25 protein-coding genes are annotated in these 26,651 nt (G+C 56.3%); 15 read left to right on the plus strand and 10 right to left on the minus strand.

What is annotated here, in order from left to right:
• Positions 1 to 2 precede the first annotated feature (2 nt).
• Positions 3 to 1,565, plus strand: a complete 1,563-nt coding sequence (locus HW273_RS02435) for a zinc-ribbon domain-containing protein (RefSeq protein WP_179010274.1) — start codon at positions 3 to 5, stop codon at positions 1,563 to 1,565.
• Positions 1,566 to 1,617: 52 nt separating this feature from the next.
• Positions 1,618 to 1,974, plus strand: coding sequence for a hypothetical protein (locus tag HW273_RS02440; RefSeq protein ID WP_179010275.1), 357 nt, complete (start codon positions 1,618 to 1,620; stop codon positions 1,972 to 1,974).
• Positions 1,975 to 1,979: 5 nt separating this feature from the next.
• Here the strand turns inward: HW273_RS02440 and HW273_RS02445 are convergent, their stop codons facing one another.
• Positions 1,980 to 2,738 (minus strand): DeoR/GlpR family DNA-binding transcription regulator, encoded by a 759-nt coding sequence (locus tag HW273_RS02445; protein WP_179010276.1) that lies wholly within the window; start codon positions 2,736 to 2,738, stop codon positions 1,980 to 1,982.
• Between the two features lie 274 nt (positions 2,739 to 3,012).
• Here HW273_RS02445 and HW273_RS02450 point away from each other — a divergent pair, with 274 nt between their 5' ends.
• From HW273_RS02450 to rbr, 9 genes are all read left to right on the plus strand, one after another.
• Complete coding sequence (locus HW273_RS02450) at positions 3,013 to 4,431, plus strand: rhamnulokinase (RefSeq protein WP_179010277.1); 1,419 nt, start codon at positions 3,013 to 3,015, stop codon at positions 4,429 to 4,431.
• 39 nt (positions 4,432 to 4,470) lie between these two features.
• Entirely contained in the window at positions 4,471 to 6,252 is a 1,782-nt protein-coding gene (locus HW273_RS02455; protein ID WP_179010278.1) for an L-fucose isomerase, read from the plus strand.
• Between the two features lie 12 nt (positions 6,253 to 6,264).
• A complete protein-coding gene (locus tag HW273_RS02460; RefSeq protein WP_207718925.1) occupies positions 6,265 to 6,924 on the plus strand; it encodes an L-fuculose-phosphate aldolase in 660 nt (219 codons plus the stop codon).
• Between the two features lie 42 nt (positions 6,925 to 6,966).
• Positions 6,967 to 8,478, plus strand: a complete 1,512-nt coding sequence (locus HW273_RS02465) for a sugar ABC transporter ATP-binding protein (protein WP_179010279.1) — start codon at positions 6,967 to 6,969, stop codon at positions 8,476 to 8,478.
• Entirely contained in the window at positions 8,471 to 9,451 is a 981-nt protein-coding gene (locus HW273_RS02470; RefSeq protein WP_179010280.1) for an ABC transporter permease, read from the plus strand. Before HW273_RS02465 ends, HW273_RS02470 begins: the two co-directional genes overlap by 8 nt.
• Before the next feature lie 204 nt (positions 9,452 to 9,655).
• Positions 9,656 to 10,765, plus strand: coding sequence for an ABC transporter substrate-binding protein (locus HW273_RS02475; RefSeq protein ID WP_179010281.1), 1,110 nt, complete (start codon positions 9,656 to 9,658; stop codon positions 10,763 to 10,765).
• A gap of 26 nt (positions 10,766 to 10,791) precedes the next feature.
• Positions 10,792 to 11,232: an RbsD/FucU family protein gene (locus tag HW273_RS02480; RefSeq protein WP_179010282.1), complete on the plus strand. Its 441-nt coding sequence runs from the start codon at positions 10,792 to 10,794 to the stop codon at positions 11,230 to 11,232.
• A gap of 19 nt (positions 11,233 to 11,251) precedes the next feature.
• Complete coding sequence (fucO, locus tag HW273_RS02485; protein ID WP_179010283.1) at positions 11,252 to 12,400, plus strand: lactaldehyde reductase; 1,149 nt, start codon at positions 11,252 to 11,254, stop codon at positions 12,398 to 12,400.
• A 199-nt stretch (positions 12,401 to 12,599) separates the two neighbouring features.
• Positions 12,600 to 13,136: a rubrerythrin gene (gene rbr, locus HW273_RS02490; protein WP_179010284.1), complete on the plus strand. Its 537-nt coding sequence runs from the start codon at positions 12,600 to 12,602 to the stop codon at positions 13,134 to 13,136.
• On the opposite strand, the gene HW273_RS02495 is transcribed toward rbr, so the two are convergent.
• The 8 genes from HW273_RS02495 to rfbC all read right to left on the minus strand — a co-directional run bounded on the left by HW273_RS02495 (position 13,130) and on the right by rfbC (position 20,500).
• Positions 13,130 to 13,297 (minus strand): hypothetical protein, encoded by a 168-nt coding sequence (locus tag HW273_RS02495; RefSeq protein WP_179010285.1) that lies wholly within the window; start codon positions 13,295 to 13,297, stop codon positions 13,130 to 13,132. The two genes, rbr and HW273_RS02495, sit on opposite strands and share 7 nt — an antisense overlap.
• A 76-nt stretch (positions 13,298 to 13,373) precedes the next feature.
• Positions 13,374 to 14,165, minus strand: coding sequence for an ABC transporter ATP-binding protein (locus HW273_RS02500; protein WP_179010286.1), 792 nt, complete (start codon positions 14,163 to 14,165; stop codon positions 13,374 to 13,376).
• Positions 14,158 to 15,129 carry an ABC transporter ATP-binding protein gene (locus tag HW273_RS02505; RefSeq protein WP_179010287.1) on the minus strand — a complete coding sequence of 324 codons (972 nt, stop codon included), beginning with the start codon at positions 15,127 to 15,129 and terminating at the stop codon, positions 14,158 to 14,160. The genes HW273_RS02500 and HW273_RS02505 overlap by 8 nt, the downstream gene beginning before the upstream one ends.
• Positions 15,130 to 15,157: 28 nt before the next feature.
• Positions 15,158 to 15,979 carry an ABC transporter permease gene (locus HW273_RS02510; protein ID WP_179010288.1) on the minus strand — a complete coding sequence of 274 codons (822 nt, stop codon included), beginning with the start codon at positions 15,977 to 15,979 and terminating at the stop codon, positions 15,158 to 15,160.
• A complete protein-coding gene (locus HW273_RS02515; protein ID WP_179010289.1) occupies positions 15,976 to 16,935 on the minus strand; it encodes an ABC transporter permease in 960 nt (319 codons plus the stop codon). Before HW273_RS02515 ends, HW273_RS02510 begins: the two co-directional genes overlap by 4 nt.
• Positions 16,936 to 16,943: 8 nt before the next feature.
• On the minus strand, positions 16,944 to 18,494 hold the full coding sequence (locus tag HW273_RS02520; RefSeq protein WP_179010290.1) for an ABC transporter substrate-binding protein: 1,551 nt from the start codon (positions 18,492 to 18,494) through the stop codon (positions 16,944 to 16,946).
• A gap of 341 nt (positions 18,495 to 18,835) precedes the next feature.
• Positions 18,836 to 19,885 carry an RluA family pseudouridine synthase gene (locus HW273_RS02525; RefSeq protein ID WP_179010291.1) on the minus strand — a complete coding sequence of 350 codons (1,050 nt, stop codon included), beginning with the start codon at positions 19,883 to 19,885 and terminating at the stop codon, positions 18,836 to 18,838.
• Positions 19,886 to 19,891: 6 nt separating this feature from the next.
• A complete protein-coding gene (gene rfbC / locus HW273_RS02530) occupies positions 19,892 to 20,500 on the minus strand; it encodes a dTDP-4-dehydrorhamnose 3,5-epimerase (protein ID WP_179010292.1) in 609 nt (202 codons plus the stop codon).
• A 436-nt stretch (positions 20,501 to 20,936) separates the two neighbouring features.
• On the opposite strand from rfbC, the gene HW273_RS02535 reads away from it, so the two are divergent.
• From HW273_RS02535 to HW273_RS02550, 4 genes are all read left to right on the plus strand, one after another.
• Complete coding sequence (locus HW273_RS02535) at positions 20,937 to 21,323, plus strand: Fur family transcriptional regulator (RefSeq protein WP_179012397.1); 387 nt, start codon at positions 20,937 to 20,939, stop codon at positions 21,321 to 21,323.
• A 121-nt stretch (positions 21,324 to 21,444) separates the two neighbouring features.
• Positions 21,445 to 21,987, plus strand: a complete 543-nt coding sequence (locus HW273_RS02540; protein ID WP_179010293.1) for an NADH peroxidase — start codon at positions 21,445 to 21,447, stop codon at positions 21,985 to 21,987.
• Between the two features lie 184 nt (positions 21,988 to 22,171).
• A complete protein-coding gene (gene gpmI, locus HW273_RS02545) occupies positions 22,172 to 23,719 on the plus strand; it encodes a 2,3-bisphosphoglycerate-independent phosphoglycerate mutase (RefSeq protein ID WP_179010294.1) in 1,548 nt (515 codons plus the stop codon).
• Between the two features lie 61 nt (positions 23,720 to 23,780).
• Positions 23,781 to 24,674, plus strand: coding sequence for a DegV family protein (locus tag HW273_RS02550; RefSeq protein ID WP_179010295.1), 894 nt, complete (start codon positions 23,781 to 23,783; stop codon positions 24,672 to 24,674).
• A gap of 156 nt (positions 24,675 to 24,830) precedes the next feature.
• Here HW273_RS02550 and lepA read toward each other — a convergent pair whose 3' ends face one another.
• Positions 24,831 to 26,645, minus strand: a complete 1,815-nt coding sequence (lepA, locus tag HW273_RS02555; RefSeq protein ID WP_179010296.1) for a translation elongation factor 4 — start codon at positions 26,643 to 26,645, stop codon at positions 24,831 to 24,833.
• Positions 26,646 to 26,651: the final 6 nt, after the last annotated feature.

The raw sequence follows: 26,651 nt of genomic DNA on the forward strand, positions 1-26,651 counted from the left end.
ATATGAGATTCTGTGAGAATTGTGGAAGCCAGCTGCAGGACGATACGAAGTTCTGTCCGAGCTGTGGCGCGAGAGTACAGAGCGCTCCGGAAGAAGCGGCGGCGGGAACTGCGATGGATAGTGCTTTGGCGAAGTCGGAAGCGCCTGTGGAGAAGAGTGGAGGGGACAATTCTCTGCCGGACAGGGGAAATCCGGTAACAATGACGGAACAGAACACCTCCGAGACAGCCACGGAGGGGCAGAGCGGAAGCTGCAGTGCGCCTGCGCAGGGGAGCGGCTCCGCGGGGCAGCAGAGCGGCAGCTACAATGCTTCCGCACAGGGCGGCAGTGCCGGAAGCGGCACATACCCGGGCGGCGGCAGCTATGATGCCTCGGGGACGAACCCGCCGGGCGGCAGCTGCAACGCGCCCCAGGGCGGCAATATCCAGCCGCAGCCGGGCGGCAGCTATGATGCTTCGGGGGTGAAGGCGGCGAGCGGCAGCTATGGTACGCCGCAGGGCAGCTATACCCAGCCGCAGCCGGGCGGAAGCTACGGCGGAGGCGGCTTCGTACCGCCGAAGCAGAAAAAGTCCCTGCCGATCCCGCTCATTGCCGGCGGCGCGGGAGCCCTCCTCGTCCTTGTCCTGTTGTTTACGGTCGTGATTCCGAAGCTCTTTGGCGGCAAGAAGAACGATCTCGCGGGAACCTACTATCTCAGCACGATCACACAGGATGGTGAGACGACGGATATGGATGATCTGATCGAGCAGCTCGCCGAGTTTGGAGTGGAACAGGAGCCTTACTGGATGAAGCTGGAGAAGGACGGCAGCGGAACATTCTATGTCTTCGATGAAGAGATGAGTTTCCGGTGGGACAAGAAGACGTTCACGATGGACGATGATTCTGTTTACGAGTATAGCTATGACAGCAAGAAACAGAGTATTTCCGTCGGGGATGACGAGCTCGAGATGATCTTTGTAAAGGGGAAGGAACAATCCTCCGGAAACAAGGAGAAGGAAAAAGACAAGAATAAGGAAAAAGATAAAAATAAAGATAAGGAGAAGAGCGAAGAGAAGAAAAACGAGAAAAAGAACGAGAAGAAAACTGAAGCAGAGACAGAGGGAACGACAGGCAGCGGCTACTCCGAGACCCTGCAATTCCCCAGCCGCTGGTACGGCTACGCACGGTATACGAATCTGCGAGGCTCCTTCGATCATGGAGAGGAGGAAGAGCTCCGGGATATCTGGGCAATCATTGATTACGCCGATGGAAGACCGTTCTTCGAGATCTATGATGTAGGGGACTTTACCAGTGAGGATACGCCGATTCTGTCCATGTGGATAGAGGAGTATGAGACCATGCTCAGTCCGGACATCGGTGAGGAGGATTCCTGGATTTTTGACTGGTATCTCACGGAGGAGGATGAATTTGAGCTTCTGACCGTTTATACGGACGGCAGACTGGACATCCGCTATGCATATGGCGACGAGGAGGATGGCTGTGACTGCGAGTTTTTCCTTCGGGAGGAGGGCGCAGCGTGGGAGGACGGAGATACGCTGCCGCCGAGCTATGACGACTACTATTGAGGATGTGCGGACAGCGCTTTGACGGCGGACGAACGGAAAGGAGGAGAGCGCATTGAACAAGATCGTGCCGGAGGCCTTGATCGACTGCTCCACAGACACGGAGCTCTCCTTCGCAGTCTGCTGTGAGGAATGCGGGAAAAGGCAGCTTGGTGAAAGGAGAAGGTTTTCGAAGGCGGGGATTCGGCCCGTGTCGGACGGGAAGCTGCGAATCTATCAGATTCTTTACCGTCGCGAATGGGAACAGCTGCGGGAGGAAACCACGCGCAGGCTGGAGCCGCATTTCAACCTCTGTCCGATCTGCCATAGGCTGGTCTGCGACGGATGCTTCCTCGTCTGCGACGACCTCGACATGTGCAGGAGCTGTGCGGAGCTCCTGCAGGAGAAGGGAAGAGGCGTAAAGGACGAGTGAGGAAATCAGAACAGCAGCTTGCAGTTCGAGCGGTCGATCTCTGCCATGATTTCGCTGCCGAATTCGCCGTTGGAGACGATCACGTCGAAGTCTGCGAAATCGGCGAGCTTGAAGTAGCCCTCCTTGAACTCCTTGCTGTTATCGAGGAGAAGGACGGATTTATAAGAGTTTTTTATCATTTCCTGCTTGCAGAGCGCCTGCGAATCGTCGCCCTCGAATATACCCTGCCGTGTGATCGCCTTGCTGGAGAGAAAGGCGATATCCGCACGGAAATTACTGATAAAGGAGGACGCATATTCGCCGATGATGGAGAGGCTCCGGCTCTTCAGGATGCCGGGGCAGATATAGCACTTGATGTTCGGATAGTTATTCAGGCGGCTGGCGATGTTGATTCCGTTGGTAATGACGGTCAGCTTGCTGAAGGGCTTCAGGTAAGGGATAAAGAGGCTTACCGTCGAGGAGGAATCCAGAAAAATCACCATATTGTCCTGCAGGAGAGTTCTGGCACGTTTGGTCAGGGCTATTTTTTTTTCTATATTTTCCATTTTTCTGATACTGATGGAATTCTCCGAGGAGCTGGGCGCGATCAGGCTGATCCCGCCGTGGTGCCTCTTGACGATCCCCTCCTCCTCCAGCGCGATTACATCTCGCCGAAGTGTAGATCTCGAGACATAGAGCTTTTTGGACATATTGGCAATGTCGCCTACGCCATTGGTGCTGTTAAGGTATGCCAGAATCTGTTTTTTTCGTTCTATATATTTCATTTGCGGCCTCCTTTTCTGACAGTATAGCATTTTTGAACAGCGGTAGAAGTAAAAAATGAATCAAAATGAATAAAATTGGACAAATATGAACAAAAAGGCGAAGCGAAAAAAACATATTCCAATCAAAAGACCAAATATAGTCAAAATATATATAATATGCTATGATTCGCTTAAATATAGCAGCAAAAAAACAGGATAAGCTCGAAAAAAAATAAGAGCTGTTATAAATATGTTCAATTATAAGGGGAAATAAGCTGCCGATCAGGAGGAAAATATGAGGAAGGTACTGGCGATCGACATGGGCGCGACCTCCATCAGGGGCATCATAGGATATACAGAGGACGGAAAAGTCCGGCTTCGGGAGGTGATGCGCTTCGCACATGAAATAAAAACTTCAAATGATCGGCTTCGCTGGGATTTTGATGCGCTTCTGAACAAAATTGTGCAGACAATTCGGGAGAACGCGGATGAAATCACGTCGGTAGGCATCGATGCATGGGGCGTAGACTTCGGACTGCTCTCGGAGGACGGGACGCTGCTGGAGGCACCGGTTTCCTATCGGGATCCCGCGCATCAGGAGGGCTTTTCGGAGGCGGTGCGTGTACTGCCCGAGAAGGAAATTTTCACAGAAACCGGCACGCAGATTATGCACATCAATACGTTGTTCCAGCTCCTGACGCTCCGGAAGCGGAGCCCGGAGGTCTATGAAAGAGCGGCGAAGCTTTTGATGCTGCCGGATCTGCTGCAGTATCTTCTCTGCGGGAGCGTACAGGGCGAAGAGACGATTCTCTCTACCACACAGCTTCTGAACCTGAAGACAGGAGACTACAGCGAGAGGCTGCTCCGCGCGTTTGATCTGGACAGAAGCAAGCTGCCGCCGATCGGGAAGGCAGGGCGCATAAGCGGCAGGGTTCGGGATGGGCGGATCGCTTCTCTTCGGGATCTGGACATCGAGGTGGTTTCCGTTTGCGGGCATGATACTGCGAGCGCCGTACTGCTCACGAGGGCGATGACGGAGGAGGATACCATGTTCCTGAGCTGCGGGACATGGTCGCTCTTCGGGATTCGGGCAGAGAGCCCCGATCTCTCGGAGAAAGCGTATGAAAAGGGGCTCACCAACGAGCTGGGCTACGGCTCCGCGCCGCTTCTCTTCAAGAATCTCACGGGGCTCTACCTTTTCGAGAAGTACAAGGCGGGTTGCGAGAAGCGGCTGGGCAGGAGGCTGAGCTTCGATGAAATCACGGCCTATGTGGAGGCATCCTGCGAAAGGGAGGAGAGCATTCGGAATCTCATCGATATGGAGGATCCACGCTTCGGAAGCGAAGAGACAGACGCGAAGGAGGCGATAGACGCATACCTTCGGGAACGGGGACTCGCCATCCCGGAAAACGAGATGGAGTATTTCCGTATCATTTATGAGAGCATGGTGCGGAAGTATGCGGAGGTGAAGGCTGCGCTGGAGGAGCTCACCGGCAGGAAATACCGGAAGATCCATATGATCGGAGGCGGCGCCAGATCTGCGCTCCTCTGCCGTCTGATTGCGAAGCGGCTTTCGGTCACGGTTATCGCCGGTCCTTATGAGGCCTCGGCGCTCGGCAATGTTCTGCTGCAGCTATATGCCATCGGTGAGATTGGCAGCCTGGAGGAGGGGCTCCGTGCAGCATATTGTTCGCAGGAGATGAAGCAGTATTAGGGAATCGTTACGTTATTTTTACATAAAGGAGGAAGAAAGATGAATTATCCCAAGATAGGTATCAGACCGGTAATCGACGGACGCTGGGGCGGCGTCAGAGAGTCGCTGGAAGAGCAGACAATGGGTATGGCAGGCAGAGCGAAGGAGTTGATCGAGCGGGAGCTTCGCTATCCGGACGGGACGCCGGTACAGTGCGTGATCTCCCCCTGCACGATCGGCGGCGGCGCGGAGGCGGCGAAGTGCGAGGAATTTTTCTCGACTCAGAATGTGATCGGCACTCTCACCGTGACGCCGTGCTGGTGCTACGGCACGGAGACGATGGATCTGAATCCCAATACCATCAAGGCGGTCTGGGGCTTCAACGGGACAGAGAGACCGGGCGCGGTATATCTCGCCGCAGTGATGGCGGCGTATGCGCAGAGAGGCCTGCCGGCATTCTCCATCTATGGACAGAATGTGCAGGATAAGGATGATGCAGAGATCACGGAGGACGTCAGGAAGAAGATTCTGGATTTCGCGAGAGGTGCGGTCGCCGTAGGACTGATGAAGAACAAGTCCTATGTAAACCTCGGCGCAGTCGCAATGGGAATCGCAGGCTCTGTCGTGAATGTGGACTTCCTCCAGAAGTATCTGGGAATGCGGACAGAGTGGGTGGATATGACGGAGATCCTGCGGAGAATCGAGCTGGAGATCTACGATCACGAGGAGTATGAGAGAGCGCTCCGCTGGGTTAGGGAAAACTGTAAGGAGGGCTACGATGTCAATGCCGGCAAGGAGTTCCCGGAGATTATCCGGAAGTCCAGATGGATTCCGGATGACAAGCAGTGGGAGTTCTGTGTCAAGCATGCGCTGATCGTCAGGGATATTCTGAAGGGTAATCCGAAGCTGGACGAGCTCGGCTGGCATGAGGAGGCGCTCGGCAGAAATGCGATCGCCGGCGGCTTCCAGGGGCAGAGAATGTGGACGGACTGGCTTCCGAATGCAGACTTTACAGAGGCGATCACCGCGTCCGGCTTCGACTGGAACGGCAAGAGAGAGCCGATTCCGTTCGCGACGGAAAACGATACGCTGAACGGCATTTCCATGCTGTTCGGATGGCTCGTGACCAACAAGGCTGCGATCTTCAGCGATGTCAGAACCTACTGGTCGCCGGAGTCGGTGAAGAGAGTTACCGGCAGGGAGCTCACAGGCAGAGCGGCAAACGGCATTATCCATCTCATCAATTCCGGTGCAAGCTGTCTCGACGGCTCGGCGGCGGCGAAAAATGAGAAGGGCGAGGGCTGCATGAAGGAGTGGTGGAACCTCACGGAGGAGGACATCAAGGCATGTACGGATGCCACCGACTGGTGCAGAGCGAACTATGAGTATTTCCGGGGCGGCGGCTTCTCCTCCCACTTCAGGACGGACGCGGAGATGCCGGTGACCATGATCCGGACGAATATCATCGAGGGTGTAGGGCCTACTCTCCAGATTATCGAGGGCTATACCTGCGTGCTGGATCCGGAGGTGCATCGGATCCTCGACGAAAGGACGGACAGAAGCTGGCCGACCACATGGTTTGCGCCGAATCTCAGCACGAAGTCGGCAGACAGCGTCTACAATGTCATGGCGAAGTGGGGGGCGAACCATGGTGCGTCCGTTTACGGTCATGTCGGGGATCGGCTGATCACACTGGCTTCCATGCTCCGGATTCCGGTTGCCTTCCATAATGTGACGGAGGACAGAATCTACAGACCGCATTCCTTCGGCGGCTTCGGCACGACCGATCTGGAGAGTCAGGATTTCAGAGCTTGCGCTTACTACGGGCCGCTCTATAAATAAGAGGAAAAGATTATGTTAATGGAAAAAGCAAGAGAAGAGCTCGTGAAATACGGCAGGAAGCTGGTGACGGCAGGTCTTACGAAGGGAACGGGCGGTAATCTCAGCGTATTTGACAGGGAGCATAAAATGGTGGCGATCACGCCTTCCGGCATCGATTTCTTTGAGATTCAGCCGGAGGACATCGTCATTCTCGATCTGGACGGGAAGGTCATAGAGGGGGCGCGCACCCCTTCCTCGGAGTGGGAAATGCACCTGATGCCGTATCGGACGAGGGGAGATATCGACGCGGTGATTCATGCGCATGTGATGTATGCGACGGTGCTGTCCTGTCTCCGGGAGGAGCTGCCCGCGACACACTACATGATCGCGGTAGCGGGGCCAACCGTGAGATGTGCGGAGTATGCGACTTACGGCACGCATGAGCTCGCAGTGAACGCGGCGAAGGCAATGGAGGACAGAAAGGCGGTGATCCTTGCCAACCACGGTATTCTGGCGGGGGCGAACGATCTGCTGAATGCCTTCAACATCGTCGAGGAGATCGAGTATTGCGCCGAGGTCTATGTGAAGGCGCGGAGCGTCGGGAAGCCGGTGGTGCTTCCCGACGAGGAAATGACGCGGATGGCAGAGAAATTCAAGACCTACGGACAGAAGAAGAGCATACGGCAGAATTGATCCGGTATGACGCAGTACATGAGAATTTGCTGAGGGGTTTATATGGGAGATTTAATACTTTCAATGAAGGGGATCAGCAAGTCGTTTTCAGGCGTCGCGGCGCTGAAAAACGCGGCGCTCGACCTGAAAGCAGGCGAAGTGGTCGCCCTGATGGGAGAGAACGGAGCCGGCAAGTCCACCCTTATGAAGATCCTGACCGGGATCTACTCCAAGGATGCCGGTGAGATCCGTTATATGGGAGAGGAGGTCTGCTACAAGGGTCCTGCGGAGTCGGAGGCGGCGGGGATCTCTATCGTGCATCAGGAGCTGAACATGATGAACGATTTGACTGTTGCGCAGAATCTCTTTATCGGCAGGGAAGAAAGGAAGGGACTCTTCATTGACGACAGGAAGATGAACGAAAGGGCGAAGGAGCTGTTCCAAACTCTGAAAATCAACATCAATCCTGCGGAGAAGATCGGAAACCTCACGGTAGGAAAGCAGCAAATGGTGGAGATCGCGAAAGCGATTTCCTCCAAGGCGAAGATCATCATCTTCGATGAGCCTACCGCGGCGCTGACGGATTCCGAGATAGAGGAGCTCTTCAAGGTCATCCGGGATCTCCGGGAAAAGGGAACCGGCATGATCTACATTTCGCACAGGATGGACGAGATCAACGTCATTTCCGATCGCGTAATCGTGATGCGAGACGGTGAGTATGTGGGGACGCTCATTACGAAGGAGTGCGACAAGAACGATATCATCAAGCTGATGGTCGGCAGAACCATTTTCGGAGAGCCAAAGACAAAGTCCAATGTGCCGGAGGATGCGCCGGTCGTCCTCCGCTGCGAGGGGCTCTGTCGGGGAAAGGCGGTAAAGGATGTGAGCTTCGAGCTCCGGAAGGGGGAGATCCTCGGCTTCTCCGGACTGATGGGAGCGGGGCGCACAGAGGTCGCGAGACTCATCTTCGGAGCGGATAAGAAGGATTCCGGAAGGATATTCGTAAATGGGAAAGAGGTTGAGATCAACTCGCCGGAGGATGCAGTGGCGAACGGGATCGGCTACCTTTCGGAGGACAGGAAGCGTTATGGCTTGATTGTAGAGAAGTCGATTGAGGAAAATACAGTCATCGCTTCTCTCGGCAATTTTACGCGCGGCGTATTTATCGACAAGGCGAAGAGCCGGGCGGCGGCACAGAAATATGTAGAAAGCCTGAAGACCAAGACGCCGAGCGTGGCGCAGCTTGTCAGGAAGCTCTCCGGAGGGAACCAGCAGAAGGTGGTGATTGCCAAGTGGCTGGTGAGAGACTCCGACATCCTGATCTTCGACGAGCCGACCCGCGGCATCGACGTGGGCGCAAAGAGTGAAATCTACGCGCTGATGGAAAGCCTCGCGAAGGAGGGGAAATCCATCATTATGATTTCTTCCGAGCTGCCCGAGGTGCTTCGGATGAGTGATCGCGTCATCGTTATGTGCGAGGGCAGGGTGACGGGAATGCTGGATATCTCAGAGGCGAACCAGGAAATCATCATGGGATCTGCGACTAAGCGGGAAGGGAAGAGTAACAATGGATAAGTTGAAAAAGATATTTTCTAGTCAGCGGGCAATCGTCATTACCGCTCTGATCTTGATCTGCCTTGCCTTTTCGGTGATTACACCGGAAAATTTCCTGCAGGCGACGACCTTTACCAATATCGCCAAGTCTGCCTACTACGTTGCATTCATGGCGATCGGCGTGACCTTCGTGATTTGCACCGGCGGCATGGATCTCTCGATCGGCACGGTGGCGATCTGTACGGCGCTGATCGGCGGAACGCTGATGGAGAAGGGACTCCCGATGGGACTGGTGCTGCTGGTGATCCTTCTGAGCGGCTGCGTGTTCGGGCTGATCAACGGGCTGATGGTAGCACGGCTCGGACTGCCGTCCTTTATCGCGTCTCTGGGCACGATGATGATGTCGAGAGGTCTGGGTTCCATCGTATCGGGCACGAAGACGATTTCCTTCCCGCAGGGAGATTCCGCGGGGGCGTGGTTTCGAGAGTTTTTTATGGTCACCAGGAGCGGTGGGCTCCTGCCGAAGAACTTCCCGACCGGCTTCGTGCTTCTCGCAGCGATTGCAGTCATTATGGCGATCGTTTTGAACAAGACGAGGCTGGGACGCTACATTCTCTCTATCGGCTCCAACAAGGAGGCGACGAGGCTCTCCGGCATCAATGTGGCGAAGTATGAAACCCTTGCCTATGTCTTTTCCGGATTCTTTGCGGCACTTGCGGGAATCGCTTATGTCGCCGTATTTACGACGGCGCAGCCCAATACCGGAAATGGCTTCGAGCTGGATGCCATCGCCGGTGTCGTGATCGGCGGCACTTCGCTCGCGGGCGGCGTGGGCACGATACTCGGCACCATTGTCGGCGTGTTCATCATGACGGTGCTGAAGATCGGCTTCCCCTACATCGGCGTACAGTCGCATTATCAGCTCTTCATCACAGGCATCATCCTGATCTTCGCCGTATATATGGATGTGCTGAACAGAAAAAGGGGAAAATAAAAGGATATACTGGTTGATTCATGACGCACATGCCATGGGCGGGTGCCCCTAAGCCATCACGCAGAATTTATACGATTGGCGGCGCTGAAGCTTTCGGCACGGGGCATACATGGTACTTGAAATCGAACTCATTTATTCCGGAGGAAGCAGTTCAGCCGAAGAGGCAGCAAAAATCCGGACGTAGATATCATTAAGGAGGAAAAAATGAAAAAATCAAGAAAACTCGCAGCGGCTCTCCTGAGCACCATGGTGGCAGTATCTGCCCTTTCTGCCTGCGGCGGCAGCGCGAAGCCGGCGGAAAGCGCGGCGGCAGACAGCTCAAAGACTGAGAAGACAGAGACAGCAGCGGCGGCTGAGAATATGCATATCGACGTCATTGCGAAGGGCTTCCAGCATCAGTTCTGGAAGGCAGTAGAGCTGGGGACGAAGAAGGCGGCAGAGGAGTTTAAGGTTGATGTCACCTTCCAGGGACCGGATAATGAGTCTGCGATCGCACAGCAGGTAGAGTATCTGAATACGGCGATTGCCAAAAAGCCGGCAGCGATCTGCCTCGCGGCGCTCGACACGCAGGCAAGCATTCCGTCCATTCAGTCGGCAATGGAGGCAGGCATCCCCATCATCGGCTTCGACTCCGGCGTCCCGGATGCTCCGGAGGGTGCGATTAAGGCGAATGCTTCTACCAATAATACCGTTGCGGGCGCGTTAGCGGCAGACGAGCTGTATAAGCTGATCGAGACGGAGCTGAAGGATGCGAGTGCGCCTGTCCGGATCGGCGTCGTTGCGCAGGAATCCAACTCGCAGTCCATCGTTTCCAGAACGAAGGGCTTCGTGGACAGGATGACGGAGCTTTGCGGACCGGAGAACGTATCGGTCGAGGGGCATGACAGCCTGAAGAATGTGAAGGCGGGCGCGAAGGTGATTCTCGATGTCGGCATTCCGGCAGAGGTGAAGGATGTGGACGCGGCGGCAGTTGCTTCCTCGATTTTGGAGAAGTCTGATCTGATTGCCATCTATGGCTCCAATGAGTTCGCAGCAAACGCTATCATTACGGCGAACGAGGGTCTGGATAAGCTCGGAGAGGGCAAGGTCGTGGCAGTCGGCTTCGACGCAGGCAAGAAGCTGCTGGATGCTGTCAGAAACAAGACCTTCGCAGGCGCGGTAACGCAGGATCCGGTACAGATCGGCTATCAGGCAGTGAAGCTTGCTGTAGAAGCTGCCGGCGGAAAGACGGTTGAGGATGTAGATACCGGCGCGAAGTGGTACAATGCAGATAACATGGAAGCAGAGGACATAAAGCCCTGTCTGTATGAATAATTCCGAAAGGGAGAAAGGATCCGAAAATGCTGAAAGGAATTCCCGGAATACTGTCGCCGGAGCTTCTGGCGGCGCTCTGTGAGATGGGGCATTCCGACAGGCTGGTGATCTCGGACGGCAATTTCCCCGCGCACAGCGTGGGGAAAAATGCCAAGGTGATCCGGCTCGACGGACACGGCGTCCCGGAGGTGCTGGAGGCAGTGCTCAGGCTGTTTCCGCTGGACAGCTATGTGGAGAAGCCGGTTTCCCTGATGGAGAAGGTGCCCGGAGATACGGTGGAGACGCCGATCTGGAAGGAATTTGAAGAGATTGTGGCAAGGAATGACGGACGCGGCGTGTCGTCCATCGGTTTCCTTGAGAGATTCCGCTTCTACGAGGAGGCGAAGACCTCGTATCTGATTATCGTGACCTCAGAGAGGGCGCTGTATGCGAATGTCATGCTGCAAAAGGGCGTGGTGACAGACTGAGAAAGAGAGGGAAAGAGAAATGGCTGACAGAATTGTATTGAATGAAACCTCTTATCATGGAGCGGGAGCGATTCAGGAGATCCCGAAGGAGGCGAAGGGCAGAGGCTTCCGAAAGGCGTTCGTCTGCTCGGATCCGGATCTCCTCAAGTTCAAGGTGACGGATAAGGTGACGGAGCTCCTCAAGGCAGAGGGCATGGAGTTTGAGATCTATTCCGACATCCGCCCCAATCCTACCATTGAGAATGTGCAGAGCGGCGTTGCGGCCTTCCGGAAATCCGGCGCGGATTACATCATTGCGATCGGCGGCGGTTCCTCCATGGACACCTCGAAGGCGATCGGCATCATCATTACCAATCCGGAGTTCGAGGATGTGAGAAGTCTGGAGGGACTCTCCGCGACGAAGAAGCCCAGCATTCCGATCTTCGCGGTTCCGACGACAGCCGGTACGGCAGCGGAGGTGACGATCAACTATGTGATCACCGATGTGGAAAAGAAGCGGAAGTTCGTGTGCGTAGACCCGCATGACATCCCGGTGGTGGCCTTTGTGGACCCGGAGATGATGAGTTCGATGCCGAAGGGCCTCACCGCTTCGACCGGCATGGATGCGCTCACCCACGCGATCGAGGGCTACACGACCCGCGGCGCGAACACCATTACGGATATGTTCAACCTGAAGGCGATCGAGCTGATTGCGAAGAACCTGAGGGGCGCCGTGGAGAATACGAAGGAGGGCAGAGCGGGAATGGCGCTCGGGCAGTATCTCACCGGCATGGGCTTCTCAAACTGTGGGCTCGGCATCGTGCATTCCATGGCACATTCTCTGGGTGCCGTATATGATACGCCGCACGGCGTGGCAAATGCGATTCTCCTGCCTACGATCATGGAGTACAATGCCGATGCGACAGGCGAGAAGTTCAAGGATATCGCGATTGCAATGGGGGTCGAGGGCGTAGAGGGGATGAGTCAGGAGGAATACAGAAAGGCTGCGGTTGACGCGGTGAAGAAGCTCTCCGCCGACGTCGGCATTCCGGCTGATCTGAAGGCGATTGTGAAGCCGGAGGATCTGGACTTCCTCACCCAGTCTGCGATGGATGACGCCTGCAAGCCGGGCAATCCGAAGGAGCCTAGCTTTGAGGATATTAAGAATCTTTACCTTAAGCTGATGTAAGAAGGGCTTTTGCACAGCTCGCGGCAGGGGAGGCGCACTCGCTTCTCCTGCCGCGAGCTGTTTGCTCCTTCGGATCATAGCTCTTAAATCAATAATAATTATCGTTTCTATTGACAAGAGGCGCATTCCTTTCTATAATGATAGCAATACAGGGAGCCGGTATTTCCGGCGTGAGAGTCTATTTATAAGGAGAATGGATATGCGAGATTACAAGGGAACACAGACGGAGAAGAACCTGCTGGCGGCGTTTGCCGGAGAGTCGGAGGCGAGGAACAAGTACAGCTACTTCGCATCCGTGGCGAAGAAGGAGGGCTATGAGCAGATCTCTGCGCTTTTCCAGAAGACGGCGGACAACGAGAAGGAGCATGCGAAGCTCTGGTTCAAGGAGCTCGGAGGGATCGGTAATACGGCGGAGAATCTGAAATCTGCGGCGGAGGGAGAGAACTACGAGTGGACGGATATGTACGCCGGCTTCGCCAAGACTGCGGAGGAGGAGGGCTTTCCGGAGCTTGCTGCACGCTTCCGTCTGGTTGCGGCGATCGAGAAGCATCACGAGGAGCGCTACCGTGCGCTGCTGAAGAATGTCGAGCTGGCAGAGGTCTTCACGAAGAGCGAGGTGAAGGTCTGGGAATGCCGGAACTGCGGGCATATCGTGGTCGGCACGAAGGCGCCGGAGATCTGCCCGACCTGCAATCATCCGCAGAGCTACTTCGAGATTCATGCGGACAATTATTGAGTATTGAGAAAGGCGCGGCGCAGCCGCAAAGGATACGGAAGCAGAACAGAGCTGTGACGCAAATCTCCCGGATGGGCTTCGACCTGCCGGGGGATTTTAATTTCTGAGATTTCATTCTTCTCTTTAACGGTATCGTCTACTCTGAAATTAACCTGTGCCATATCCCTCTTTATTTATTCATTGCAAAGCATTTGCTTTTCTATGTAAGGTGTATTTTTTAAGCAAATGCTCCGTGGCCTATCGCAGTGTATCCCGCAGCAGCAGCTTCGTATATTCCTCTCTCGGGGCTTGCAGCAGCTCTGCGGCAGCGCCCTCCTCGATAAGCCTTCCCTGATACATCACGGCGATGCGGTCGGCGAGGAAGTTTACGACGGAAATATCGTGGCTGATGAAGAGACAGGCGATGCGGTACCGTTCTCTAAGCTCCTTCAGCAGATTCAGGATCTGCGCTTGTATGGATACGTCCAGAGCGGAGACTGCTTCGTCACAGATGAGGAGCTCCGGGCGGCTGATGAGCGCTCGCCCGATGGCGATGCGCTGCGCCTGCCCGCCGGACAGCTCCCGCGGACGCTTCCGGAGCACGGCGCTTTCCAATCCGACAGTGTCGCAGATTTCCTCTGCCCGCTGCCGTCTCTTCGCGGCGGACGGCTCGAGCCGCAGTGTGTACAGCGGCTCGGTAAGGATGGAGAGGATAGACGCGTTGGGATTCATAGAGCCGAGCGGATCCTGAAACACATACTGTACGCTGCGGCGGAAGCAGCGGTAGCTGTCCCCCCGAAGTGAGCGGATATCCTTTCCGCGGAAGCGGACGATGCCGCTATCCGGAGTCTGTAAGCCGCCCAGCAGCTCTGCGGCGGTGGACTTTCCGCTTCCGGACTCTCCGACGATGCCGAGGATCTCTCCGGCATGGAGCTGCAGCGTGATCCGGTCGACAGCGCGAAGCGTATGGCGCGGACGGTGCAGGATCGGAGAATAGGAGTCGGCGAAGCTTTTGCAGAGTCCCTCGCAGGACAGAAGCGGTTCAGTCATTATCTTCTCCTTTTTCGGCGAGGCAGCAGCGACAGAAGTGCCCCGGTGCAAGCTCCCGCAGGCTTTGCACTGTCTCGCAGGCGGACGTATAGTCCGGACAGCGCGGCGCGAAGATGCAGCGTTCTGTATCCCTGCCGCTGTCCGGAACGAAGCCCGGGAGCGCGGGCAGCCGCTCCGGGGGCGTGCCGAGCGGCGGAATGATGCGGAGCAGAGCTCTGCTGTAGGGGTGCGCCGCCGCGCGGAAGAGCTGCGCGGTGTCCGTGAGTTCCACGAGACGCCCTGCATAAAGGACGGCGATCCGCTCGGAATATTGCCGGAGGAGCCGCAGGTTGTGGCTGATGAGGACGATGGAGATGCCCCTCTCCTGATGAAGCTCCCGGAAAAGCGTGAGGATCTGTCGGGCGATCCCGGCATCCAGCGCAGTGGTCGGTTCATCAGCGATCAGCAGCTCCGGATCGTTCATCAGTGCCATGGCGATGTTGACGCGCTGCCGCATCCCTCCGGAAAGCTGCCAGGCATAGGAGCGCAGGATCCGCGACGGATCCTCGAAGCCGACCCGGCGGAGCAGTGCCTCTGCCCGGAGCAGCGCTTCCTTCCGGCTTCCCCTCCCGGCAGAGAGGAAGCCGTCGGTGATCTGTGAGCGGATGCGGAGATCAGGGTGCAGATAGAATATTGTATTCTGCGGAATCCAGCCGACATGCGTTCCGAGCAGCCGCCTCCATTTCCGGAGAGGGAGCGCCCGGCAATCCGTGCCGAAGAGCGAAAGCCGTTCTGCATGAAACTGCACAGCCTCCGGGAGAATGCGGAGCAGAGCGCGGAAGAGCATGGTTTTGCCACTGCCGGATTCGCCGGCGACGCCGAGAATTTCATCCCGGCAGATATCCAGACTGAGCCGGTGAAGCAGCGTCTGTTTTTCTGAACAGATGCTGAGATTTCGTATGGAAATCAGGATTTCTTTTTTCAATGTGTCTCCTCCTGTGTCTGTTTCGCGCCTAGCCTGCCTGCTCTTTGGAGAGGAGCAGGTCGCTAAGACCATCGCCGAGGAGCTGGAAGCCCAGCACCGAGAGAGAGATACAGACCGCCGGAGGTGCCGCGAGGTAGGGATAGAGCAGGGCGTAGTCCTTCGCCTCCGAGAGCATCAGCCCCCAGCTGGCATCCGGCGGCTGTACGCCCAGTCCCAAGAAGGAGAGCGCCGCCTCCGTCATGATCGCGGTGGCGATACTGGCAGAGAACTGCGTCAGGAGTCGGGGAAGCAGCATCGGAAAATAATAGTGCGTGAGCAGACGGAGCCGGCTCACGGAGAAGCTCCGTGCCGCCTTGATCATGGGGAGCTTCTCCTTCTCCAGAATCAGAGCGTAGCTGAGACGCGCAAAGGGCGCGACAGTAAAGACGCTGATGGCGAGGATCGCCGCAGGCTCGCCCTTGCCGATGGCAGCGACCAGCATCAGTGCGAGGAGGATGCCGGGAAAGGCGAGCAGCCCGTCGATGCTTCGGAGGATCAGTGTCTCGAGGATGCCCTTGCGGATCGCCGCCGCAGCGCCCAGCAGAGTGCCGAGGAGAGCGCCGCTCGCAACCGAGACGAAGCCGATCAGCAGCACGGTGCGGGAACCGTATAGGATCCGGCTGAGGATGTCTCTTCCGTACTGATCTGTGCCGAGCAGGTGCCCCGGTGTCTGCCCTATGCGGAGGAAGGGGTGCAGATTATCCATCTGATTCGGCGGATAGGGAAGGTAAACGAAGGAAAGCAGGCAGAGCAGGCAGAGTGCGAGCAGCAGCCCGAGCCCGAGCCGGAGATTCCAGTTTCTGATTTTCATGACGGCAGCTCCTCTGTAAGCCGAGTCCTGGGATGCAGCGCCGTGCCGAGCAGATCCACGAGGAGCGTGCAGAGCACGACGGCGGCGGTGATGAAGACCACGCAGCCCTGGAGCAGTGGGAGATCCCGCTGCTCCACTGCAATGAGCAGCAGCCGCCCCAGCCCCGGCAGGGCGAATACGCTCTCCACCACCGTAGTGCCGCCGAGCAGCTTCGCAAACTGGATGCCTGCCATGCTGAGAGGCGCAGTCAGGGAGGAACGGAGCGCATATTTCAGATAAATTTTGTGTGCAGGAAGCCCCTGCACCCTTGCCATGACGATGTAGTCCTCCGAGAGCGCGTGCAGCATACTGGTTCGGAGCAGCCGAAGCAGTGGTGCCGTCTCTGCGAGGGACAGTGCCAGCGAGGGCAGAAAGATGCTCCTCAGATAAGGCAGGAAGCCTGCGGACAGCGGGGTGAAGCCAGAGGCAGGAAAGCATTTCCTCCTGAGAGAAAAAAAGAGGATGAGCAGGAGACTGAGCCAGAAAGCGGGAATTGCGCTTCCGAGCTGGAGCAGGCTGCGGGAAAGGATATCCGGCAGCCTGTTCTTTCCGGCGGCAGCGGCGATCCCCAGAGGAAGCGCCAGGCTCAGGCTCATCAGCATACTGCATGCCGAGAGAGAGAGCGTCACCGGAAGCCGCTGCAGGATCAGGGTGCGAACCTTCTCGCCGTAGAGGAGGCTGCTGCCGAGATCAAACCGAAGCAGGCTCCGGAGCCAATGCAGATATTGCAGATACCACGGAAGATCCAGCCCCAGCTGCCGCTCCAGCTGCCGAAGCTGCTCTGTCGAGGCATCTGTCCCGAGAGACAGCATGGCAGCGCTGCCGGCGAAGCTTCGCAGCGTGAAAAATGTAATCGCCGTGACGGCGAGCAGGACGAGAAGCGCTGCATAGATTCGTTTGATCGTGTAGTTCAGCATGGAAAACACTAAGCTCCCTGCTGCTCGAAATGCAGCAGCTTGTACTCTGTGGTTTCAGACGGGTACATCACATAGCCCTTGAGACGGGAGGACATTGCGTAGATCCGCTGCTGCGTCTCAATCGGAATGACGGGCACCTGTTCGGAAATCAGTGTCTGGAACTGCCGGATCAGTTCGCTTCGCTTCTCTTCGTCAAGCTCATTTTTCAGGCTGTCCAGCAGGCTGTCCGCCTCGCCGCTCCGATCACTGATGTAGTCGCCGCTCTGGGAATGGAAGCGGGCAATGAAGTCATAGGCATTGAGCCGTCCGGAGTTTGCCATGACGGTCATATCATAGTTTTTGTCGGTATAGACCTTCTGCATCCAGTCCGCCCAGGCGACGACCTCGATTTCGCAATGGATGCCGACCCGCTCGAGCTGATCGGCGAGAATCAGACCGGTATTCAGATAGACGGGATAGCTCTTCGGGAGCGTCAGACCGATCGTGAAGCCGTCCGGATAGCCTGCCTCTGCGAGGAGCTGCTTCGCGTGCTCCGGATCGTATGGAATCGCCGCGTTGGTATCGATATATTCCTTTGCGCCATAGGGCAGGTAGGAGCCGACCTTGTCACCGAAGCCCTGGTTTACGGAACGGATGATCTCGTCCTTGTCGATGGCGCTCGCCATGGCCTGCCGGAGCAGAGGATTTTTGAGCAGGGGATTGTCCAGATTCATTCCGACGATGGTCACGGAATTCAGGCTCTTCTGGTAGAGGGAGACCGCAGGATTGTCCCGAATAGGATCAATCGGTGTGCCGGTAAGGTCTACGAGGTCGATCTCGCCGCTGAGCAGCCCGACCATGGCGGAGTTGTTGTCCGGAATGATCTGGTAGTGGATATTTTCGATTGAAGCGGGGATATCGTGGTAGTCTTCATTCCGCGTGAGGCTAAGCTCCTGCTGCGGTGTCCAGCTTACGAAGCGATAGGCACCCGTCCCGACCGGTTTGGTCTTCAGACTGTCGCCGCTGTCCTTCGGGACAATGACGGACCAGGGGTAAGCGAAGCTGCTCAAAAGATCGGCATCCGGCTTCTCTGTGAGAAAACGGATCGTATAATCGTCATAGATTTCCGTAGCGGTAATATTCTGATAGTATTTTTTCTTCGGGCTGTCCTCCTCGTGGAGACGCTCGATGGAATATTTGACGTCCTCTGCGGTCATTTCCCTGCCGTCATGGAATTTCACACCCCTTTTCAGATGGAAGAGCACGGAGCGATGATCCTCCGCTACTTCCCAGGACGTTGCGAGGCGGGGCTGCACCTCCCAGTTCTGGTCGATCAGAATGAGCGGCTCATAGACGTTGCTGCTGACGAGATAGGTGGAGGCTGCCGCGGTCTTCTGAGGATCCAGCCCCTCCGGATCCGTCATCATTGCGACATGAAGCGTGGAAGCCTCCGGACTGTCGGAAGCCTCGGAGGATGCGGCGGCTGCGCCGGATTCGCCGGGAACTGCGGCGGAACCGCAGGCAGCGAGAGACAACACCAAAAGACCGGCGAGAATGCCGGCTAGAATCTGTTTTTTCATGGATACTCCCTTCAGTGAATAAAATTTTGCATTGCAAATATCTTTTCCTGAAATCAGAACGGACGCTCCGGTATGGTCTGTGAATATCGCTGGAAAACCATGCCATTCCACACTGCCGCATAGCGCCGTCTGTTCAGCGTCCGGAAACCCGGAACGGAACATCCTCATTTAACGACAAAAGTCCGGAAAAGTCAAGGAAAGCGCGGCGAAGGCATGATGTCCTCATAAGCAATTCGCTGAAATTCCATTTCAAATTTATCGTCCTCATTTTCACAACAATCCAATTCATTGCCATCATTTCTGCTTCAGTGAATTGCGAAGCGCTTCGCTGATGCTGCATTTCATACCATCCTCGCGGCGGGGACGGCGTGATGCTCTCTGTAATGCGGGAAGAGATTACGCATATCGGCGGGGAGCGGCGCCTCGAAGCAGAGTGTTTGCCCGTTGATGGGATGGCGGAAGCGGAGCGCGTGGGAATGCAGCGCCTGCCGGGAAATATAGCGGAAGTTCGGGTGATAGAGGAAGTCGCCGGGCAGAGGATGACCGAGGTAGAGCATGTGGACGCGGATCTGATGCGTGCGTCCGGTCTCGAGCCGCAGGCGGATCAGGGAGAGATCCCGCGCGCTGTCGTATTCGAGAAGCTGCAGGAAGCTTACGGCGCGGATGCCCCGCTCGAAGTCTACGCAGCGCTTCATCGCGACATCCCCCTGATCGAGCAGCGGCGCAGAGATGCGGAGTCCGGGAGCGGTGCTCTTCGCGGCATCGTGCGCTTCGGAGAGAGAGGGGAAGGGCGCTGCGGAAACCGCGGGGAGCCCTCTTTCCAGTGTTTCCATCGGATTTCCGCAGCAGATCGCGAGGTACTCTCTCCGGATTTCCCGCGCGGTGAGCGCCGCACCCAGCACGCCGGCGGCAAGCATGTTTTTCGCACAGATCAGCAGCCCGCTGGTATCGCGATCCAGGCGGTTGATGACACGGTAGATGAACTTCTCCTTTCCCAGACTGTGATGCGCATAGTAGCAGAGCGCGTTCCCGAGACTGTCGCCGAAGTGCCCCTTGGAGGGATGAACGGGAAGTCCCGCAGGCTTCTGGATGAGCTGGATATCCTCATCCTCATAGATCATGTCGATTGGGAGCGGACTCTCCGGGACATACTCGCTCTCGTCCGTTTCGAGCAGCCGCACCTCGAGAAGGTCACCGCCGGAGAGCCGGTGCGTGGTGAAGATATGCTCCCCGTTTCGTGTGATGCCGCAGCAGTCCGGGAGATTCGTACGCTTCAGATGGCTCAGAATATGTCTGGAATATCCCTTTTCACGAAGAAAAGCCCCGACGCGGATGCCGTCCAGGCTTTTCGGGATCTCATAGCGGAGGATGCGAAGATCCGGATTCTTCATTTTGCGTTACCCTTCGAAGCGGAAGCTGTCCCGAAGTCCGAGCCAGCGCTGATCCTTTTCGGAGAGCGTAAGAGGGGTTCCGTCCGAAAGGCGGTAGCCCTCTGCGGAGGCGGTGCCTGCATAGTTCCCACAGAGCTCCGGCCAGCGAATGCCGATCTCCGGATCATTCCAGGCGAGCCCGCCCTCGTCGCCCGGGTGGTAGAAGTCCGTGACCTTGTAGCAGAATTCTGCGGTATCGGAGAGCACGAGGAAGCCGTGCGCGAAGCCCTCGGAAATATAGAACTGCTTCTGATTTTCCGCACTGAGCTCTACGCCGAAATACTGCCCGTAGCTGGGGCTTTCCTTCCGGAGATCGACGGCGACGTCATAGACCCGTCCGCGGATGACCCGGACGAGCTTGCCCTGCGGGTATTGCTTCTGATAATGCAGCCCGCGCAGCACGCCCTTTACGGACATGCTCTGATTGTCCTGCACGAAAATCATATTGAGCCCCGCTTCACGGAGATCCTGCTGATTGTAGGTCTCCATGAAATAGCCGCGTTCGTCTCCGTGCACCGTCGGCGTAATGACGTACAAGCCCTCAATCGGCGCCTTCTCTACCTTGATTTGTCCCATATATCTGCTTCCTTCCTCTTTCTTATGTATAAGTCCTCTGTCATGCAGGCAAATGCGCTGTAAGCTTGCGCGCAAAAGCATTTGACTATATGACAGGACAACAGGTATGAATAAAAAGTGATGCGTATAAGCTTCCTTATTATAAAGAAAAATGCGGAGAAATGCAATTCCGCAGGACGCGGACAATTGATCTTTATTCTTTTTATAATACTATATAAAGCATGTTGAAACTGTGCTGCATTTCCGTTATAATGCAAAGAAATGCACAGATTTCAGCTGCTGCAATGTCTGTATTTCCGGCATGGGGATTTATGACAGAATCAGCTTGACAAAACCAGAAGAAAGAATTATACTCATCAAAGAGTTGATAATGATTATTATTCTGAATTACTGGAAGGACATTCCGGCAGAGTGGAATACGACAGAAAGGAGCAGGATGAATTATTCGAGACAAAGGGAGGCCGTGAAGGAGCAGCTGAAGCTTCATCACGATCATCCGACAGCGGATCTCATTTTCGCTGAACTGAGAGAAAAGGATCCCAACATCAGCCTCGCGACAGTTTATCGGAATTTGAAGCTGCTTTCCGAGGTGGGGGAGATCCAGAAACTTTCCTTCGTGTCCGGTGCAGATCATTTTGACCCGAACACCTCCAATCATTATCACTTCGTCTGCGACCGCTGCGGAAGGATATTCGATGTGCCGATAGAGGTGACGAAGGATCTGGACATGCGGGCGGAGGACTTTCTCCCTGCGGAGATCACGGGACATGAGCTGGTATTCCATGGAATCTGCGACGACTGCAGGGAGAAGCAGGCGGTGTAGGAGACAGGACGCCGCATCGTTCCCCTGCGGCGGGAAAACCGATTACAGGAAATCGGGAAGGTTGAGTCTGTTCAGGGACGGGAGGAGCCGTGCCTGAACTTCAAAAGAAAAGGAGAAGACTATGAAGACTTGGGTATGTTCGGTATGCGGTTATGTGTTCGAGGGCGAGCAGGCTCCGGAGGTATGTCCGGTTTGCAAGGCGCCGGCTTCGAAGTTCATCGAGCAGGGCGGAGAGATGACATGGGCGGCAGAGCACGTCGTAGGCGTGGCTTCCGACGCGCCGGAGGATATCAAGGCTGACCTCCGTGCAAATTTCGAGGGAGAGTGCTCTGAGGTCGGTATGTATCTCGCGATGTCCAGAGTGGCGTTCCGCGAGGGGTATCCGGAGATCGGCGAGTATTGGAAGACCGCAGCCTTCGAGGAGGCAGAGCATGCATCGAAGTTCGCGGAGCTCCTCGGCGAGTGCGTATCCGCATCCACCAAGGAGAACCTTACGGTTCGTGTGAAGGCAGAGAACGGCGCTACCGCGGGCAAGACCGACCTCGCGAAGAGGGCAAAGGCGCTGAACCTCGATGCGATTCACGATACTGTACATGAGATGGCACGCGATGAGGCAAGACATGGCAAGGCGTTTGCCGGACTGCTGAAGAGATACTTCGGCTGATACAGGGAATACAGGGAGGGCTGCTTCTGCGGCTCTCCTTTGTTATTGGCAGAAGTTCCCGAATCCTCCCCGACATGGGAGTTTTCCCGAATCCCGACGGTGCAGCGATTGACTATGGGGCTGCTTTGTAATAAACTGAACAATGTTTAAATTTCAGTACATTGCGACAGATTCGGAGGAAAAAATGACGAATAGAAAACCTGTTGTACTTTTGATCTTAGATGGATACGGACTGAACCCACAGAAGGAGGGAAATGCCATCGCGATGGCGGAGACACCGGTCATGGATCGGCTCGAGGCGGAGTGCCCGTTCGTTCCCGGCTACGCGTCGGGGCTCGCGGTCGGACTTCCGGACGGGCAGATGGGGAACTCTGAGGTCGGACATATGAATATGGGCGCCGGCCGCATCGTCTATCAGGAGCTGACCCGCATCAGCAAGTCGATTCAGGACGGAGATTTCTTTGAAAATGCAGAGCTGCTCGCGGCAGTGCGGAACTGTCAGGAGAAGGATTCTGCCCTGCATCTGATGGGGCTGGTTTCCGACGGCGGCGTGCATTCTCATCTGGAGCATATCTTCGGATTGCTGGAGCTTGCGAAGCGGAATGGGCTCAAGCGGGTTTATCTCCATGCCTTTCTCGACGGCAGGGATACGCCGCCGGATTCCGGGCGGCTTTTCCTCCGGGCGGTAGAGGAGAAGATGGCGGAGCTTTCGGTCGGAGAGATTGCGACAATCTCCGGACGCTACTATGCGATGGATCGTGACAAGAACTACGACCGAGTCGTGAGGGCGTATGACGCGATGACGAAGGGGGTCGGCGTGACCGCGTCCTCTGCATCGGAGGCGATCGAGGCAAGCTATCAGAGAGAGGTGTTGGACGAGTTCGTGGAGCCGACCGTCATTCAGAAGGACGGCGCGCCGACCGCGACCATTCAGGACGGCGATTCTGTAATCTTCTTTAATTTCCGTCCGGATCGTGCCCGGGAGATGACGCACTGCTTCTGTGATACGGATTTCCGCTTCTTTGAGAGGCCGCACCGTATCGAGACCTGCTTCGTCTGCTTCACTGACTACGACCCGCTGATTCCGAACAAGCTGGTCGCATTTAAGAAGCAGAGTATCACGAATACCCTCGGAGAGTATGTGGCGTCTCTCGGACTCCGGCAGGTACGGATCGCGGAGACGGAGAAGTACGCGCATGTGACCTTCTTCTTCAACGGCGGCGTAGAGGAGCCGAATCCGGGCGAGGACAGAATCCTCGTACCGTCTCCGAAGGATGTAGCGACCTATGATCTGAAGCCGCAGATGTCCTGTCCGGAGGTCTGCGACCGTATGGTGGAGGCGATCGGCTCCGGCAAATATGACCTCGTGATCACGAATTTCGCGAATCCGGATATGGTCGGACATACCGGCGTGATCCCGGCGGCGGTGAAGGCGATTGAGGTGGTCGATGAGGCGGTCGGCAGAGTGGTAGAGGCGGTGAAGAAGGCGGATGGGCAGCTCTTCATCTTAGCGGATCACGGCAATGCGGACAAGATGATCGACGAGAAGACCGGCGAGCCGTTCACGGCGCATACCACGAATCCGGTTCCGTTCATTCTCGTGAACGCCGATCCGAAGTATACGCTCCGGGAAAACGGCTGTCTGGCGGATGTCGCGCCGACGCTTCTCCAGCTCATGGAGCTGCCGCAGCCTGCCGAAATGACCGGAAAGTCTCTCCTTATAGAGAAATGATTCCGAATTGACAGAGCTCCCCTTTTTCGATATCATCAAATGGAAAATTGGAGGAACAGATATGAAAATAGAGGTTTCCACAGATTCCGGCTCCGGGATATCGCAGGAGGAGAGCAGACTGCTGGGCATCCGGGTAGTGCCGATGCCGTTTCGTATCGACGGGCAGGAATTTTTCGAAGATATCAATATTACGAGAGAGGACTTCTTCGAGCGGCTGGAGCAGGGTGCGGAGGTCGCGACCTCGCAGCCCTCGATGGAGGACGTGATGCGGGTCTGGGACGAGCTGCTCAGGGAATGCGATGCGATCGTACATGTTCCGCTGACCTCGGGGCTTTCGGGCTCTACGCAGACGGCGATCATGCTGTCGCAGGAGGAGCGGTATGAGGGAAGGGTTTTCGTAGCGGACAGCCGCGGTGTCTCGGTCGTGCAGCGGCAGCATTGCCTCTTCGCGAAGGAGCTGGCGGAGAAGGGGTATCCGGCGGATCAGATCCGGGACATCCTGAACCGGGAGGCATCCTCGAACAGTATTTTTATCGGGGTGGATACACTGAAGTATCTGAAGAAGGGCGGCAGGATCACGCCGGTTGCGGCAGCGATCGGGACGCTGCTCCATATCAAGCCGGTGCTCACCATCGTGAAGGGCGGGAAGCTCGATTCCTATACAAAGGTGCGAACCACGAGGCAGGTGAAGGAGGCGATCATCGCCGGACTGCGGGAGGATCTCGCGAAGAAGCACGGGGATCCGGAGGGAAAGAACTGCTATATCGCTGTCGCCTATACCGACAACCGCGAGCAGGCGGAGGCGTTTGCGGACGAGCTGCGGGAGGCATTTCCGAACCGGCTCGGATCGGAGATCGTCGTGAATCCGCTGTCGCTTCTGATTTCCTGTCACATCGGGCAGAATGGGCTCGGCGGCGCGCTGATCGAGCGCATGCCGGAGCTGGAAAAACGATAAATCCGCTGCCGGAATGTCCTGTCATATAGTCAAATGCTTACGTAAGCAAGCCTGCATCGCATTTGACTGCATGACAGGGTGCTTATACAGTGTGAGGAGAGGCTCCGGTCGGAGTCCCTCCTCTTTTACTTATCTTTTATTGTTCTTAAACGAAGCTTATTCCGAATCGAGCTTCAGCACGCTCATGAAGGCGCTCTGCGGGATCTCGACATTGCCGAATTGACGCATCCGCTTCTTTCCCTCCTTCTGCTTCTCGAGCAGCTTCTTTTTACGGGAGACATCGCCGCCGTAGCACTTCGCGAGGACGTCCTTGCGGAGCGCCTTGATGGTCTCGCGTGCCTGGACGTGTCCGCCGATCGCCGCCTGAATCGGGATCTCGAAGAGCTGACGCGGGATCTCGTTTTTCAGCTTCTCACACATCTTCTTGCCTCTTTCATAGGCGGAGTCTGCGTGGACGATGAAGGAGAGCGCATCGATCTGCTGCCGGTTCACGAGAATATCCAGCTTTACCATCCTGCTGGTCTGGTAGCCCTTGAGCTCGTAGTCGAAGCTTGCATAGCCGCGGCTTCGGGACTTCAGCGCGTCGAAGAAGTCGTAGATGATCTCGTTCAGCGGCAGCTCATATTTCAGAACCGCGCGGCTCTGCTCGATATAGTCGGTAGACAGGTAGACGCCGCGCCGCTCCTGACAGAGGGTCATAATGGAACCGAGATAGTCCGGTGTCACCATGATCTCCGCCGTCACGACCGGTTCCTCGATATGATCGATCTCTGCCGGATCGGGGAGGTTGGAGGGGTTGGTCAGCTCGATCATCGATCCGTCATTTTTGTAAATGTGGTATACAACGGAGGGGGCGGTCGTCACGAGGTCGAGGTCGTATTCCCGTTCGAGCCGTTCCTGCACGACGTCGAGGTGCAGCAGTCCGAGGAAGCCGCAGCGGAAGCCGAAGCCCAGCGCAGCGGAGGTCTCCGGCTCATAGTTCAGTGCGGCATCATTGAGCTGCAGCTTTTCGAGCGCGTCCCGGAGCTCCGGATAGCGCTGGGTATCCGCAGGGTAGATGCCGCAGAAAACCATGCTCTGCACCTTCTTGTAGCCCGGCAGCGGGGCTCCGGCGGGATGCTCGACAGTCGTGACCGTATCTCCGACGCGGGTATCCCGGATGTTTTTGATGGAGGCAGTGAGATAGCCCACCGCGCCGGCGCTGAGCTCTTCGCAGGGGATGAACTGTCCCGGCGCGAAATAGCCGACCTCGGTCACGGTGAATTCCGCACCGGTTGCCATCAGCCGGATATTGCTGCCCTTCGCGACCCGACCCTCCTTCACACGACAGAAAATGATGACGCCGCGGTAGGAATCGTAGAGGGAGTCGAAGATCAGCGCCTGAAGGGGATTCTCCGGAGAACCCTTCGGTGCGGGGAGCCTGTGGACGATTGCCTCGAGTACCTCTTCGATATGCAGGCCGGTTTTCGCGGAGATTCGCGGCGCATCCATTGCCTCTATGCCGATCACATCCTCGATCTCCTGCGCGACCCGCTCCGGGTCTGCGGAGGGAAGATCGATCTTATTGATGACCGGCAGGATCTCGAGATCATGATCCAGCGCGAGGTAGGTATTGGCCAGAGTCTGCGCCTGAATGCCCTGTGTGCTGTCGACGATCAGAATCGCTCCGTCGCAGGCAGCGAGCGCACGGGAGACCTCGTAGTTGAAGTCCACATGCCCCGGCGTGTCGATCAGGTTGAAGAGGTATTCCCCGCCGTCCTGCGCCCTGTACACGATGCGGGCGCTCTGGGACTTGATCGTGATGCCCCTTTCACGCTCGATATCCATATTATCGAGCACCTGTGACTGCATTTCGCGTTCGGTCAGGGTGCCCGTCTTCTCGATGATGCGATCCGCCAGCGTGGATTTGCCGTGATCGATGTGGGCGATGATACAAAAATTTCTGATTTTACTCCGGTCGATATTTGCCATTCGCGT

Origin of the sequence: Oribacterium sp. oral taxon 102, from assembly GCF_013394775.1 — a bacterium.
Classification (GTDB): domain Bacteria; phylum Bacillota; class Clostridia; order Lachnospirales; family Lachnospiraceae; genus Oribacterium.